The following is a 15,277-nucleotide window of genomic DNA, read 5'->3' on the forward strand; positions in this document are numbered from 1 at the left end:
CAAATCCTCACTGAACCGCAACCGCAGGCGTGTTCATCAACACAACCGCAGCGGTCACCAGCAAATTGATCAGGGTCAGTGGCAGGCAGAATTTCCAGCTGAAATCCATCACCTGGTCATAACGCGGACGCGGGATGGAAGCGCGCAGCAGGATGAACAGCATGATGAAGAACGCGGTCTTCAGTGCGAACCAGACGAAGGACAGTTGCGGCAGGATGCCGAACGGACCGTGCCAGCCACCGAAGAACAGGGTGACCAGCAGCGCCGAGATCAGGATGATGCCGATGTACTCACCGACGAAGAACATGCCCCATTTCATACCGGCGTATTCAATGTGGTAACCGTCGGCCAGTTCCTGTTCCGCTTCCGGCTGGTCGAACGGGTGACGGTGAGTCACGGCGACGCCAGCGATGAAGAAGGTACAGAAGCCGAAGAACTGCGGAATGATGAACCACAGGTTCTGCGCCTGGTACTCGACGATGTCGCGCATGTTGAACGAGCCGACTTGCACCACGATGCCCATCAGGGCCAGGCCCATGAACACTTCGTAGGACACGGTCTGCGCCGAGGCACGCAAGCTGCCGAGCAGGGCGAACTTGTTGTTGCTCGACCAGCCGGCGAACAGCACCGCATACACCGACAGACCGGCCATGGCGAAGAAGAACAGCAGGCCGATGTTCAGATCCGCCACGCCCCAGGTCGGGGTGATCGGGATGATCGCGAAGGCGATCAGCAGGGCGGACATGGCCACCACCGGTGCCAAAGTGAAGATCACCTTGTCGGCAAACGGCGGGGTCCAGTCTTCCTTGAAGAACATCTTCAGCATGTCGGCGGCGATCTGGAACATGCCGAACGGGCCAACGCGGTTCGGACCGTAACGGTCCTGCCACCAGCCCAGCAGGCGACGTTCGACAAAGCTGAGCAAGGCGCCCGCGACCACCACGGCCAGCAGGATCACGATGGCTTTGATGACCGTCAGGATCACATCGATCACTTCAGGGGTGAACCAGGTCATTGCGCTGCCTCCTGCAGACCGTCGACGGATACGCCGGCGAATGCCGGTGGAATGCCGGCGATGCCCGCAGGCAATGCCACCAGACCGGCGCCCAGTTCTTCATTGATGCGCAGCGGCAGACGCAGGGTCTGGCCGGCAACGTTCAGGCTCAGCAGAGCACCGTCGTTGACGCCGAGGCGATCCGCTTCGGATTTCGCCAGCGCCACGTACGGAGCCGGAATGCGCTCTTGCACCGGCGCGGCTTTCGAAGAATTTTCTTCGCTGCCGAACAGGTGGTAGAACGGCACGGCCTGCCAGGTGCCCGGCGCCGGATTGAATGCGCGCGGAGCAGCAGCGAACCAGTTCAGCGAGTCGCCAGTGCTTTCGATCAGGCGCGTGCCCGGATCGCCAGCGCGCAGGTGACCACCGACTTCGTCCTGGAACTTGTTCCACGCTTGTGGCGAGTTCCAGCCCGGCGACCATGCAAATGGCACCTGCTGACGCGGTTCGGCGGAGCCCGAGTAACCTTCCATGGAGAAGGCGAACGCGGTGTCCTGGTCTTGCGGGGTGCGTGGTTCGTGAACGCTGATGTCGGCGCGCATGGCGGTGCGACCGGAGTAACGCAGCGGCTCACGGGCCAGTTTCAGACCCTTGATGCGGAAAGCAGCGGAAGGTGCAGCATCGACGATACGTGCCAGTTGCGCGGTGCTCGAGGCAACGGCAGCGGTGACGTGGTCGAGTTGCGTCCAGTCGATCGGCTGGTTCAGCAGGGTCGCGCGCAGGGCGTGCAGCCAGCGCCAGCCTTCGTGCACCAGAATGCTCGCGTCCAGGTATTGCGGATCGAAAACCTGGAAGAAGCGCTGGGCGCGGCCTTCCTGGCTGACCAGCGTACCGTCGCCCTCGGCGAAGCTCGCCGCTGGCAGAACCAGGTGCGCGCGATCAGTGGTGGCGGTTTTCTGATGGTCAGCGACGATCACCACTTTCGCGGCGTTCAATGCGGCATCGACCTTGGCGTTGGCAGTGCGGGTGTACAGATCGTTTTCCAGCACGACGATCGCGTCGGCCTTGCCATCGATGACCGCTTGCAGCGCGTCGTCGACCGACTCGCCACCGAGCATGGCCAGACCGAGGCTGTTGGCCTCCGGCACGATCAGGCTGATCGAACCGTCCTTCTCGCGCAGCTTCAGGGCTTTGGCGATGTTCGCGGCAGCTTCGATCAAGGCTTTGGAGCCCAGCGAAGTACCGGCGATGATCAGCGGGCGCTTGGCGGCGAGCAGGGCATCGGCGATGCGCTGCGCCAGTTCCAGGGCTTCGGTGTCCAGACCTTCAACGGCCGGCGCGCTGGCATCCAGCGCGTGAGCCACGGCGAAACCGATGCGCGCCAGATCGTCCGGAGCGGCGTGTACGCACTCTTCGGCAACGTCGTCGAGTTTGGTTTCGGCGAGGCTGGCGATAAACAGCGGGTTCAGCGCGTGCTGGCCGATGTTCTTCACCGCCGCGTCGAGCCAAGGCTGTACGCGCATGGCTTCGGCCATGTCTTCAGCCTTGCCCTTGACCGACTGACGCAGAGCCAGCGCCATACGCGCGGCGGTCTGGGTCAGGTCTTCGCCGAGGACGAAAATCGCGTCGTGGTCTTCGATGTCGCGCATGTTCGGCACTGGCAGCGGGCTGTCGTTCAGCACCTGCAGGACCAGACGAATGCGCTCCAGCTCGGAGGCTTCGATACCCGAATAGAAGTGCTCGGCACCGACCAGTTCGCGCAACGCGTAGTTGCTCTCGAGGCTGGCGCGCGGCGAACCGATACCGACGATGTTGCGTCCGCGCAGCAGGTCGGCGGCTTTGTCCAGCGCAGCGTCGAGGCTGAGCTTGGTGCCATCGGCCAGCAGCGGCTGACGTGGACGGTCAGTGCGGTTCACGTAGCCATAACCGAAACGGCCACGGTCGCAGAGGAAATACTGGTTCACCGAACCGTTGAAACGGTTTTCGATGCGACGCAGTTCACCGTAACGCTCGCCCGGGGAAATGTTGCAACCGCTCGAGCAGCCATGGCAGATGCTCGGGGCGAACTGCATGTCCCACTTGCGGTTGTAGCGCTCGGAGTGAGTCTTGTCGGTGAACACGCCGGTCGGGCAGACCTCAGTGAGGTTGCCGGAGAACTCGCTCTCGAGGGTGCCGTCTTCAACGCGACCGAAGTACACGTTGTCGTGGGCGCCGAATACACCGAGGTCGGTACCGCCGGCGTAGTCCTTGTAGAAACGCACGCAGCGGTAGCAGGCGATGCAGCGGTTCATTTCGTGAGAAATGAACGGGCCGAGTTGCTGGTTCTGGTGGGTGCGTTTGCTGAAGCGATAACGGCGCTCGTTGTGGCCGGTCATCACTGTCATGTCTTGCAGGTGGCAGTGACCGCCTTCCTCGCACACCGGGCAGTCGTGCGGGTGGTTGGTCATCAGCCATTCGACAACGCTGGCGCGGAACGCCTTGGATTCTTCATCGTCGATGGAGATCCAGGTGTTGTCGGTGGCGGGCGTCATGCAGGACATGACGATGCGACCACGGGTGTCGTTCTCGTCGGTGTACTGCTTGACCGCGCACTGGCGGCAGGCCCCGACGCTACCAAGCGCGGGATGCCAGCAGAAATATGGAATGTCGAGGCCCAGCGACAGACATGCCTGTAACAGGTTGTCTGCCCCGTCGACTTCGAGCGCTTTGCCGTCTACGTGGATAGTGGCCATGGTTCAAAGGTCTTCGTTGGCCCGGTGTCAGCGGGCGTGGCTAATGGAATCTTGTTATGCGTCCGAATCCAAACAGCCCCGGAGGGCGTCATCGGACGAAAGGCGAAGGGCACGGACCCTTCGCCTTTTTAAGCGTTTAAGCGCCGACTACGATCGGCCTTGCCAGAGGCGGGACGGCGGCGCTGACAGGCGCGATACCGGCTTCGAACTCTGGACGGAAGTATTTGATCGCGCTGCCCAGCGGCTCCACGGCTCCCGGTGCGTGAGCACAGAAGGTCTTGCCCGGGCCGAGGAAACCGACCAGGCCCAACAGGGTCTCGATGTCGCCCGGCTGGCCCTTGCCCTGTTCGATGGCCATCAGGAGCTTGACGCTCCATGGCAGACCATCGCGGCACGGGGTGCAGAAACCGCAGGATTCGCGAGCGAAGAACTGCTCCATGTTGCGCAGCAGCGAGACCATGTTGACGCTGTCATCCACCGCCATCGCCAGACCGGTACCCATCCGGGTGCCGACCTTGGCGATACCGCCGGCATACATTTGTGCGTCGAGGTGCTCGGGCAGGAGGAAACCGGTACCGGCGCCGCCTGGCTGCCAGGCCTTGAGCTTGAAGCCGTCGCGCATGCCGCCGGCGTAATCTTCGAACAGTTCACGACCGGTGACGCCGAATGGCAGTTCCCACAGGCCCGGGTTCTTGACCTTGCCGGAGAAGCCCATGAGCTTGGTGCCCATGTCTTCGGAACCTTCGCGGGCCAACGATTTGTACCAGTCAACGCCGTCGGCAATGATCGCCGGCACGTTGCACAGGGTTTCGACGTTGTTCACACAGGTCGGCTTGCCCCACACGCCGACGGCGGCAGGGAAGGGCGGCTTGGAGCGCGGGTTGGCGCGGCGGCCTTCGAGGGAGTTGATCAGCGCGGTTTCTTCACCGCAGATGTAACGCCCGGCACCGGTGTGGACGAACAGCTCGAAATCGAAACCCGAACCGAGAATGTTCTTGCCCAGCAGGCCGGCCGCCTTGGCTTCTTCCACGGCACGGTTGAGGTGCTTGGCGGCGGTAGTGTATTCGCCGCGCAGGAAGATGTAGCCACGGTAGGTTTTCAGCGCGCGGGCACTGATCAGCATGCCTTCGATCAGCAGATGGGGCAGTTGCTCCATCAGCATGCGGTCTTTCCAGGTGTTCGGCTCCATTTCATCCGCGTTGCACAGCAGGTAGCGGATGTTTATGGATTCGTCCTTGGGCATCAGGCCCCACTTCACACCAGTGGGGAAGCCGGCACCGCCGCGACCCTTGAGGCCAGCGTCTTTGACGGTCTGGACGATCGCGTCCTGATCCATCTCGGCGAAGGCTTTGCGCGCAGCGGCGTAACCGTTCTTGGCCTGGTACTCGTCGAGCCACACGGCTTCGCCGTCATCGCGCAGACGCCAGGTCAGCGGGTGCGTCTCGGCCGAGCGCTGGATGCGGTTGGCTGGACCAAAAGATGTCAGGGTCATACGTAGCCCTCGAGCAGTTTGGCCACGCCAGCAGGCTGCACGTCGCCAAAGGTGTCGTCGTCGATCATCAGCGCCGGTGCCTTGTCGCAGTTGCCGAGGCAGCAGACAGGCAGCAGGGTGAAACGACCGTCGGCGGTGGTCTGACCCAAGCCGATGCCCAGATTGTTCTGGATTTCGCTGACCACCGACTCGTGGCCGCCGATGTAGCAGACCATGCTGTCGCAGACGCGAATGATGTGGCGGCCGACCGGCTGACGGAAGATCTGGCTGTAGAACGTCGCCACGCCTTCAACGTCGCTGGCCGGGATGCCGAGGATCTCGCCGATCGCGTACAAGGCGCCATCCGGCACCCAGCCGCGTTCCTTCTGAACGATCTTCAGGGCTTCGATCGACGCCGCGCGCGGGTCTTCGTAGTGATGCAGCTCGTGCTCGATGGCCGAGCGCTCGGTTTCACTCAAGGTGAAACGGTCTGTCTGGATAAGCGTGCTGTTCATGCTTAGCGGTCCACGTCGGCCATAACGAAGTCGATACTACCCAGGTACGCAATCAAGTCCGCGACCATGCTGCCTTTGATCACCGAAGGGATCTGTTGCAGGTGCGGGAAGCTCGGAGTACGGATCCGGGTACGGTAGCTCATGGTGCCGCCGTCGCTCGTCAGGTAATAACTGTTGATGCCCTTGGTCGCTTCGATCATCTGGAAGGATTCGTTGGCCGGCATGACCGGGCCCCACGAAACCTGCAGGAAGTGCGTGATCAGGGTTTCGATGTGCTGCAGCGTGCGCTCTTTCGGCGGCGGCGTGGTCAGCGGGTGATCCGCCTTGTACGGGCCTTCCGGCATGTTGCGCATGCATTGATCGATGATCTTGATGCTCTGGCGCATCTCTTCGACGCGGACCATGCAGCGGTCATAGGCATCGCCGTTGACGGCCAGTGGCACTTCGAATTCGAAGTTCTCGTAGCCCGAGTACGGACGCGCTTTGCGCAGGTCGAAATCGCAACCGGTCGAACGCAGGCCGGCACCGGTGACGCCCCATTCCAGGGCCTCTTTGGTGTTGTAGGCAGCGACGCCGACAGTACGCCCCTTGAGGATGCTGTTCTGCAGGGCGGCCTTGGTGTATTCGTCCAGACGCTTGGGCATCCACTCGACGAAATCCTTGACCAGTTTTTCCCAGCCGCGCGGCAGGTCGTGGGCGACGCCACCGATGCGGTACCAGGCCGGGTGCAGACGGAAACCGGTGATCGCCTCGATCACCGTGTACGCCTTCTGGCGGTCGGTGAAAGTGAAGAACACCGGGGTCATGGCGCCGACGTCCTGGATGTAGGTACCCAGGAACAGCAGGTGACTGGTGATCCGGAAGAATTCGGCCATCATGATGCGGATGACATCGACCTTCTGCGGCACCTTGATGCCGGCGAGCTTCTCGACCGAGAGCACGTACGGCAGGTTGTTCATCACGCCGCCGAGGTAGTCGATACGGTCGGTGTACGGAATGTAGCTGTGCCAGGACTGACGCTCGCCCATCTTCTCGGCGCCACGGTGGTGGTATCCGATGTCCGGGACGCAGTCGACGATCTCTTCACCGTCCAGCTGCAGGATGATGCGGAACGCACCGTGCGCCGAAGGGTGGTTCGGGCCGAGGTTGAGGAACATGTAGTCCTCGTTGGCTCCGGAACGCTTCATGCCCCAGTCTTCCGGACGGAAACGCGCGGCTTCTTCCTCAAGCTGCTGCTTGGCGAGGTTGAGGCTGAACGGATCGAATTCGGTGGCGCGCGCCGGGAAGTCCTTGCGCAGCGGGTGACCTTCCCAGGTCGGCGGCATCATGATGCGCGACAGGTGCGGGTGGCCTTTGAAGTCGATGCCGAACATGTCCCAGACTTCGCGCTCGTACCAGTTGGCGTTGGGCCAGATGCTGGTGACGGAAGGCATGCTGAGGTCGCCTTCGGACAAGGCCACCTTGATCATCACGTCACTATTACGCTCCAGCGACATGAGGTGATAGAACACGGTGAAATCGGCGCCGGTCGGCAGCCCTTGACGCTTGGTGCGCAGACGCTCGTCCACGCCGTGCAGGTCATAGAGCATGACGTACGGCTTGGGCAGGTTGCGCAGGAAAGTCAGGACTTCAACCAGTTTGGCACGGGTCACCCACAGCACCGGCATGCCGGTGCGGGTTGCCTGCGCGGTGAACGCTTCGGCGCCAAAACGGTTGTTCAGTTCGACGACCACATCCTGGTCGTCTGCCTTGTAAGGCGGGATGTACAGAGCACTGCCTGTAGTCATGGTTATTTTTTCGCTTTCGGTCAACGTAAAGAATGAAGCCAGCTTCTCGTTACTTGGAACAGAACTGGATCAGACTTCGTCAGGGCTGCGCAGATTGGTGATTGCGATTCGCTGTTCGCGGCGCTGTTCCTTCTGCGATGGCATGTCGGCGCGATACACGCCTTGATCACCAACGACCCAGGAAAGCGGACGACGCTCCTGTCCAATCGATTCCTGCAACAGCATCAAGCCTTGCAGAAATGCTTCCGGACGGGGCGGGCAGCCAGGTACGTAGACGTCCACGGGCAGGAACTTGTCCACCCCTTGAACCACGGAGTAGATGTCGTACATGCCGCCGGAGTTGGCGCACGAACCCATGGAGATAACCCATTTCGGTTCGAGCATTTGCTCGTAGAGACGCTGAATGATCGGCGCCATCTTGATGAAGCAGGTACCGGCGATAACCATGAAGTCGGCCTGACGCGGCGAGGCCCGGATGACTTCGGCGCCAAAGCGCGCGATGTCGTGGGGCGCCGTGAAGGCGGTGGTCATTTCCACGTAGCAGCACGACAGGCCGAAGTTGTACGGCCACAGGGAGTTCTTACGTCCCCAGTTGACCGCGCCACTCAGCACGTCTTCCAGCTTGCCCATGAAAATGTTTTTGTGGACTTGATCTTCTAACGGATCGGCAACGGTTTCCCGCTGGCCAATCGGATACTGCTCGTTAGGAGCATCGGGGTCGATCCTGGTGAGATTGTATTGCATTGCCAAAGCCTCATTGTTTCAGCTTCGCCTGCCGCTTGCGACGAGCTTCCGGAGCCCAGTCAAGGGCGCCCACTCGGAACAGGTAGACAAGACCTGCCAACAGAATTGCTATGAAAACGAGAGCTTCGACGAATCCGGTCCAGCCGCTTTCGCGGACGGACACAGACCATGCAAAGAGAAAGAGGGCTTCGATATCGAAGATCACGAAGAGCATCGCGACCAGATAGAATTTGGCTGAGAGCCGCAAGCGGGCGCCACCGGTAGGTAGCATGCCCGACTCGAACGGTTCGTTTTTGCTGCGACCCCAGGCTTTTGACCCGAGGAGGCTGGAGACGCCAAGCATGAAGGCACACAGGCCGACGACACCCAGAAGGAAAATGGCAAAGCCCCAGTTGTGGGCCATGAGTCCTGTCGCTTCGGGCATGCTGGTAATCCTTAACAGAGAGCAAAGGTCTCTGAGCTTGATAAAGAAATAAGGCAGTGACGATATGTCGCAGCAATCAATCGGGCTGATTTTATGGCTAAACACCCGGCAAGTAAAATTCCAAAGGCGAAATTATTTACCGGATTAAGGACATAGCGTCTCCTGAAGGCGCTGCGGCCCATGCGTTGCGGGCATTAGCCGGGTTTCCGTCAATTATGTTTTGTAGGCTTTGTAACGAACATAGTTGCTGCTAAATGATAATTGATATCGTTTGGAGTGGTTTTGTAACTGTTTAACCAGTGAGTGGCTGGGAAGTTGTCTTACTTGCGCATTACTGCAAGTAGCGAAGCCTACCGTTTTAGCGGAAATTTCTGACGCTTGTAGCGCTTCAGATCAATGTTCCATCTCTCGGCTGACGGTAGCCCTGTGGGAGCGAGCCTGCTCGCGAAAGCGGTGGATCAGCCTCCAGATGTGCAAGCTGACTTATCGCCTTCGCGAGCAGGCTCGCTCCCACAGGAAATTTATGGGGGCTTTGAGATTCCAACAGGCAAAAAAACGCCCCGATCCAGTCGGGGCGTCAGTCTTGCGGCTCTGCGGTTAGCTTTTTATTCGATCCGCAAAGGCCGTTTGCTCAGGTGAAGCCGAATCAGTGGAACTGTTCTTCTTCGGTCGAACCGGTCAGCGCGGTCACCGAGGACGAGCCGCCCTGGATCACGGTGGTCATGTCGTCGAAGTAGCCAGTGCCCACTTCCTGCTGGTGCGCAACGAAGGTGTAACCCTTGGCGGCGTCAGCGAATTCCTGCTCTTGCAGCTTCACGTAGGCGGTCATGTCGTTGCGGGCGTAGTCGTGCGCCAGGTTGAACATGCTGTGCCACATGTTGTGAATGCCGGCCAGGGTGATGAACTGGTGCTTGTAGCCCATGGCGGACAGTTCGCGCTGGAACTTGGCGATGGTCGCGTCGTCCAGGTTCTTCTTCCAGTTGAAGGAAGGCGAGCAGTTGTACGACAGCAGCTGGTCCGGGTATTCCTTTTTGATCGCTTCAGCGAAGCGACGGGCTTCTTCCAGATCCGGCTTGGCGGTTTCGCACCAGATCAGGTCGGCGTACGGTGCGTAAGCCAGGCCACGGGCGATCGCTTGATCCAGGCCGGCACGTACCTTGTAGAAACCTTCCTGAGTACGCTCGCCGGTCACGAATGGCTGATCGTACGGGTCGCAGTCGGAAGTCAGCAGGTCAGCCGCGTTGGCGTCGGTGCGGGCCAGAATGATGGTCGGCGTGCCGGCAACGTCAGCTGCCAGACGGGCAGCGGTCAGCTTCTGTACGGCTTCCTGGGTTGGCACCAGAACCTTGCCGCCCATGTGGCCGCACTTCTTCACCGAAGCCAGTTGGTCTTCGAAGTGAACGCCGGCGGCGCCTGCTTCGATCATGCTCTTCATCAGCTCGTAGGCGTTGAGTACGCCGCCGAAGCCGGCTTCAGCGTCGGCCACGATTGGCGCGAAGTAGTCGATGTAGCCTTCATCGCCCGGATTCTTGCCGGCCTTCCACTGGATCTGGTCAGCGCGACGGAACGAGTTGTTGATGCGCTTGACCACGGTCGGTACCGAGTCAACCGGGTACAGCGACTGATCCGGGTACATCGATTCGGCGGAGTTGTTGTCCGCAGCCACCTGCCAGCCGGACAGGTAGATCGCCTGGATACCGGCCTTGACCTGCTGAACAGCCTGGCCGCCGGTCAGGGCGCCCATGCAGTTGACGAAATCTTTCTCTGGACGGAAGGACGGCTTGGCACCCTGGGTAACCAGGTTCCACAGCTTCTCGGCGCCCATCTTCGCGAAGGTGTGCTCAGGCTGAACCGAGCCACGCAGGCGGACCACGTCGGCAGCGGAGTAAGTGCGAGTCACGCCTTTCCAGCGCGGGTTCTCGGCCCAGTCTTTTTCGAGGGCTGCAATTTGCTGTTCGCGTGTCAGTGCCATGGAGATAAACCTCGTCGCGTCTTTTATGAAAAGTTGTTCTGCGGTGGAAAATTCCTGCGCTCGCTGACCAGAAGCTTAGGTGGTCAAGTCGGATTCGGCGGGGTAGGCGACGGGATGAACGATGGGCTCGAGGGGAAGTGAGCAGGTAGTGGCGCGGTGCGGGCGCATTCCGGCGTCGTGGGCCTTTATACGGTCAGCAGCGTGAAGCCGGGTTACCTAAATACGCTTCCGTCCCTCGGGACAACTTCGTTCCAGTCGGCAACCTCGTCAAACACACCTTGTGGGCGGTACAGACACGAAACGGTTCGCGGGATAGGTGCGAACGGCGCTTCGAAGGCCCTTGCCAGGGCCTCTGATTAGCGGGAGCGAGGCCATCATGCCTTCGCTTTTTGGCCTCGTCAAACGTTTTGTAGTGCTTTTTTTAAGGCACTACATCTTTCGTCTAATACGACTAATCAGTCAGTTTTCGGTGCTTTAGTCCAGTGTGTCGACTTTCACCCGCAAGGTCATGTCATCCCGGCCTTGAGTCGAGTAGCTGCGGGTCAGCCCCTGTTTGTCGGCCTGAGTCTGGCTGTTGACGCCCGCCAGGGTGATCCATTCGCCGAGGCGTCCGGTGACGGTTGTGTCGGTGCTTTGCACGTTCACTACATCGGGACGTTCCTGGCTCATGCGGTCACGGTTGGTACTGATCGCCAGATGAACGGTCTCGCCGGTGACGCTGGCGGTGACGTAGAAACCCTGGGTGACGTTGCGGTATTGGGTCTCGCTGCTGTAACCGCCGTAGGAGTCGCTCTGGGTGTTGGTGATCGGCACGCTTTGGCCAACCTGAATCAGCGCCGGAGTGCCTTCACTGGTCTGCACTTGCTGAACGCCGCCGTTGCGGCTGGTGGTGCTGCGGCTGATGATCCGGGTCTGGTTCGGCTGGGCGCCGTTGACCGAATAACCTTCGTCGCCGCGGCCATTGTTTTCGTTGGTGTCGACGGTGATCAGCAAGCGCTTCGGTGCGGTATCGAGTTGCGCCAGCAGATCTTTCAGTTCCTGTATCTTGCCCGGCTCGGCTTTGACGATCAGCTGATTGCCGTAAGCGCTGACCTGACCGTCCTGGCCGATGAAATCCTGCGCCACTGGCAACATATCAGCGCTGGTGTGGTATTTGAGGGGGACGATTTCTGTGGCTGCCAGCACCGAAAAACTGCAGCCGAGCAGCAGGGTGGTGAGCAGGGTGCGTAGGGACATGTCCGTTATCTCCGCGTTCGAAAGGCTTGATATTGCCAGTTTGTCGGCCCGGGGTGGGGCAAGTTGAATCGTAGACAGCAAAACGCCCCGGCATCCGAAAATGGCGGGGCGTTTTGTGGTGTGCTTGCGGCCATTGTGGCGAGGGGATTTATCCCCGCTCGGCTGCACAGCAGTCGCCGACCCAGCGCGCTCGATTTAACTGACTCACCGAGTTTTCTGGATTTGGGGCTGCTTCGCAGCCCAGCGGGGATAAATCCCCTCGCCACGGGGATCTAGAGGTCTCGGAATCAGGCCGAATGCCGAACCATGTCGACATGCGGAATGCCGGCCTCGAGAAACTCCTCGCTGACCAGGCTGAAGCCCAGGCGCTCATAGAACGCCGTGGCCTGCACCTGAGCGCTGAGCTTTTGTTGCTTCAAGCCGCGCGCTTCGGCTTCGGCGATGACCGCTTGCATCAGCGCGTCACCGACCTTCATTCCGCGCCAGTCTTTGAGTACCGAAACCCGACCGATATGCCCATCGGGCAGCAGTCGCGCCGTGCCGATCGGGAAGTCGCCTTCGAACGCCAGAAAATGCACGGCGGTCGCGTCATCGGCGTCCCACTCAAGCTCGGGTGGCACCGATTGTTCGGCGATGAACACCGTTTCACGAATGCGCCGGATCTCGGCGATATCCTTCTGCCAGTCTGCGACACGAACGCGAATTTTATTCATCGGCGAACCCCAGGCTTCCTTGCTTGACCAGTTCGCAGAGCAGGCTGCGGCCGTCTTCATCGCTCAGCCATTCGCCGAGGTTGTCGGCGTGCAGCGCGTCAGCGGCGCAGATCAGCTTCAACAGTTCGCGCAGCTTGCCCGGCAGGTAACGGCTCTGTCCGCTGGCGAACAGCAGCAGATCGTCATCGACTTCCGACCAGGCCAGGCGCGCGCTCGGGTTGCGGATCAGCACGGCGCCGTCCTGCAGGGCGGCGAGGAAGTCTTCTTCTTCGACGTCTTCCGGGCCGACCACCAATTCGGGGTAGCGCGGCTCGGTCATGTACTGGCCGAACCAAGTCAGCAGCAGACGCTCGTCGCTCATGTGTTCGGCGAGCAGGCTTTTCAGACGATCCAGTGCATCGTGTTGAATCTGGTGCGGATCGACCGCCGGCTTGGCGTCGGCATCGGTGTAGCGCTCTTCGTCAGTCAGGAACTGGCTGAGGAAGTCGGTGAAGTGGGTCAGCACTTCAGCGGCGCTCGGCGCGCGGAAACCGACCGAATAGGTCATGCAGTTGTCGACCGCGACGCCGCAATGGGCCAGACGCGGCGGCAGGTAGAGCATGTCGCCTGGCTCCAGCACCCATTCTTCGGTCTCGTGGAATTCAGCGAGGATGCGCAGGTCAGCGTGCTGCAGGAGCGGGCTCTCGGAATCGCACATCTGGCCGATTTTCCAGTTGCGCTTGCCATGGCCCTGCAGCAGGAACACATCGTAGTTGTCGAAATGCGGGCCGACGCTGCCACCCGGTGCGGCAAAGCTGATCATCACGTCATCGACGCGCCAGCTCGGCAGGAAGCGGAAGTTTTCCAGCAGTTCGCTGACTTCCGGCACGAACTGATCAACCGCTTGCACCAGCAGGGTCCACTCTTTTTCTGGCAATTTGCTGAACTCGTCTTCGGCGAACGGGCCGCGACGCAGTTCCCATGGGCGCTCGCCATGTTCGATCACCAGGCGCGATTCGACTTCTTCTTCCAGGGCCAGGCCGGCCAGTTCGTCGGCGTCGATCGGGCTTTCGAAGTCAGGAATCGCCTGACGGATCAGCAGCGGTTTTTTCTGCCAGTAGTCACGCAGGAATTCGCGTGCTGTGAGGCCGCCCAGAAGTTGAAGAGGAATATCGGAATTCATATGTAACCTATTGAAAAAAAGCACTTTTCAGACGGGAATAAAAACGCCCGGCGCGGCCGGGCGTCTCAAACGGAGCAAACGGTCGATCAGATGCGTTTGGCTTGTGCCACTGCGTTGCCGATGTAGTTGGCCGGCGTCAGTTGCTTGAGCTCGGCTTTGGCTTCGGCTGGCATGTCCAGGCCATCGATGAAAGTCTGCAACGCTTCAGGGCTGATGCCCTTGCCGCGGGTCAGTTCTTTCAGCTTTTCGTACGGGTTTTCGATGTTGTAGCGACGCATCACGGTCTGGATCGGCTCAGCCAATACTTCCCAGCAAGCATCGAGGTCAGCGGCAATCTTCTGCTCGTTGAGCTCGAGTTTGCTGATGCCTTTGAGGCTGGCTTCGTAAGCGATCACGCTGTGGGCGAAGCCGACACCGAGGTTGCGCAGGACGGTGGAGTCGGTCAGGTCGCGCTGCCAGCGGGAAATCGGCAGCTTGCTCGCCAGGTGCTGGAACAATGCGTTGGCGATACCCAGGTTGCCTTCGGAGTTTTCGAAGTCGATCGGGTTGACCTTGTGCGGCATGGTCGACGAACCGATTTCACCAGCGATGGTGCGCTGCTTGAAATAACCCAGGGAAATGTAGCCCCAGATGTCGCGGTCGAAGTCGATCAGGATGGTGTTGAAGCGTGCGATAGCGTCGAACAGCTCGGCGATGTAGTCGTGCGGTTCGATCTGCGTGGTGTACGGGTTGAAGCCCAGGCCCAGTTCGTCTTCGATGAAGGCGCGGGCGTTGGCTTCCCAGTCGATCTGCGGATAGGCCGACAGGTGCGCGTTGTAGTTGCCGACAGCGCCGTTGATCTTACCCAGCAGCGGCACGGCAGCGACTTGAGCGATCTGACGCTCGAGACGGTAAACCACGTTGGCCAGTTCTTTACCCAGAGTAGTCGGCGAAGCCGGCTGGCCGTGGGTGCGCGACAGCATCGGCACGTCGGCGAAACGGATGGCCAGTTCGCGGATGGCGTTGGCGGTCTGGCGCATCAGCGGCAGCATCACGTCGTCACGACCTTCGCGCAGCATCAGCGCGTGGGACAGGTTGTTGATGTCTTCGCTGGTGCAGGCAAAGTGGATGAATTCGCTGACCTTGGCCAGCTCCGGCAGCTTGGCCGCCTGCTCTTTGAGCAGGTATTCGATGGCTTTGACGTCGTGGTTGGTGGTGCGCTCGATCTCTTTGACGCGCTCGGCGTGCTCCAGCGAGAAGTTTTCAGCCAGTTCATTGAGAACGGCGTTGGCCTCGGCGGAGAAGGCTGGCACTTCAGGGATGCCAGCATGGGCGGCCAGGCGCTGGAGCCAGCGCACTTCAACCAGAACGCGGGCACGGATCAGGCCGTACTCGCTGAAAATCGGGCGCAGGGCCTGGGTTTTGCCGGCGTAGCGGCCGTCAACAGGGGAAACCGCAGTGAGCGAAGAGAGCTGCATGGGGTGTTCTCGGACAGTCGGGCAACGAAATGGGGCGCGTATCATACATGAAAAAATCCGCCGGTCCGTC

The 15,277-nt window shown here is 60.5% G+C and carries 12 protein-coding genes; all 12 read right to left on the reverse strand.

What is annotated here, in order from left to right:
- Positions 1 to 7: 7 nt before the first annotated feature.
- Entirely contained in the window at positions 8 to 1,015 is a 1,008-nt protein-coding gene (nuoH, locus tag AB4N48_RS07715) for an NADH-quinone oxidoreductase subunit NuoH (protein ID WP_016775282.1), read from the reverse strand.
- Positions 1,012 to 3,726 carry an NADH-quinone oxidoreductase subunit NuoG gene (nuoG, locus tag AB4N48_RS07720; RefSeq protein WP_460095086.1) on the reverse strand — a complete coding sequence of 905 codons (2,715 nt, stop codon included), beginning with the start codon at positions 3,724 to 3,726 and terminating at the stop codon, positions 1,012 to 1,014. The genes nuoH and nuoG overlap by 4 nt, the downstream gene beginning before the upstream one ends.
- A 136-nt stretch (positions 3,727 to 3,862) precedes the next feature.
- Complete coding sequence (gene nuoF, locus AB4N48_RS07725) at positions 3,863 to 5,218, reverse strand: NADH-quinone oxidoreductase subunit NuoF (RefSeq protein WP_024013417.1); 1,356 nt, start codon at positions 5,216 to 5,218, stop codon at positions 3,863 to 3,865.
- Entirely contained in the window at positions 5,215 to 5,712 is a 498-nt protein-coding gene (gene nuoE / locus AB4N48_RS07730; RefSeq protein WP_003223804.1) for an NADH-quinone oxidoreductase subunit NuoE, read from the reverse strand. Before nuoE ends, nuoF begins: the two co-directional genes overlap by 4 nt.
- A gap of 2 nt (positions 5,713 to 5,714) precedes the next feature.
- A complete protein-coding gene (nuoC, locus tag AB4N48_RS07735; protein ID WP_252884465.1) occupies positions 5,715 to 7,499 on the reverse strand; it encodes an NADH-quinone oxidoreductase subunit C/D in 1,785 nt (594 codons plus the stop codon).
- Positions 7,500 to 7,568: 69 nt separating this feature from the next.
- Positions 7,569 to 8,243: a NuoB/complex I 20 kDa subunit family protein gene (locus tag AB4N48_RS07740; RefSeq protein ID WP_460095087.1), complete on the reverse strand. Its 675-nt coding sequence runs from the start codon at positions 8,241 to 8,243 to the stop codon at positions 7,569 to 7,571.
- Positions 8,244 to 8,253: 10 nt separating this feature from the next.
- A complete protein-coding gene (locus AB4N48_RS07745) occupies positions 8,254 to 8,667 on the reverse strand; it encodes an NADH-quinone oxidoreductase subunit A (protein WP_003223812.1) in 414 nt (137 codons plus the stop codon).
- 646 nt (positions 8,668 to 9,313) lie between these two features.
- Positions 9,314 to 10,639, reverse strand: a complete 1,326-nt coding sequence (aceA, locus tag AB4N48_RS07750; protein WP_003223815.1) for an isocitrate lyase — start codon at positions 10,637 to 10,639, stop codon at positions 9,314 to 9,316.
- 474 nt (positions 10,640 to 11,113) lie between these two features.
- Positions 11,114 to 11,875: a secretin N-terminal domain-containing protein gene (locus AB4N48_RS07755; protein ID WP_024013416.1), complete on the reverse strand. Its 762-nt coding sequence runs from the start codon at positions 11,873 to 11,875 to the stop codon at positions 11,114 to 11,116.
- A 287-nt stretch (positions 11,876 to 12,162) separates the two neighbouring features.
- Positions 12,163 to 12,588 (reverse strand): GNAT family N-acetyltransferase, encoded by a 426-nt coding sequence (locus AB4N48_RS07760; RefSeq protein WP_016775275.1) that lies wholly within the window; start codon positions 12,586 to 12,588, stop codon positions 12,163 to 12,165.
- Complete coding sequence (locus AB4N48_RS07765) at positions 12,581 to 13,750, reverse strand: ribosomal protein uL16 3-hydroxylase (RefSeq protein ID WP_016775274.1); 1,170 nt, start codon at positions 13,748 to 13,750, stop codon at positions 12,581 to 12,583. Before AB4N48_RS07765 ends, AB4N48_RS07760 begins: the two co-directional genes overlap by 8 nt.
- 86 nt (positions 13,751 to 13,836) lie before the next feature.
- Positions 13,837 to 15,207 carry an adenylosuccinate lyase gene (purB, locus tag AB4N48_RS07770; protein ID WP_003223822.1) on the reverse strand — a complete coding sequence of 457 codons (1,371 nt, stop codon included), beginning with the start codon at positions 15,205 to 15,207 and terminating at the stop codon, positions 13,837 to 13,839.
- Between the last annotated feature and the right edge of the window lie 70 nt (positions 15,208 to 15,277).

Source organism: Pseudomonas sp. S2_C11 (assembly GCF_054668395.1).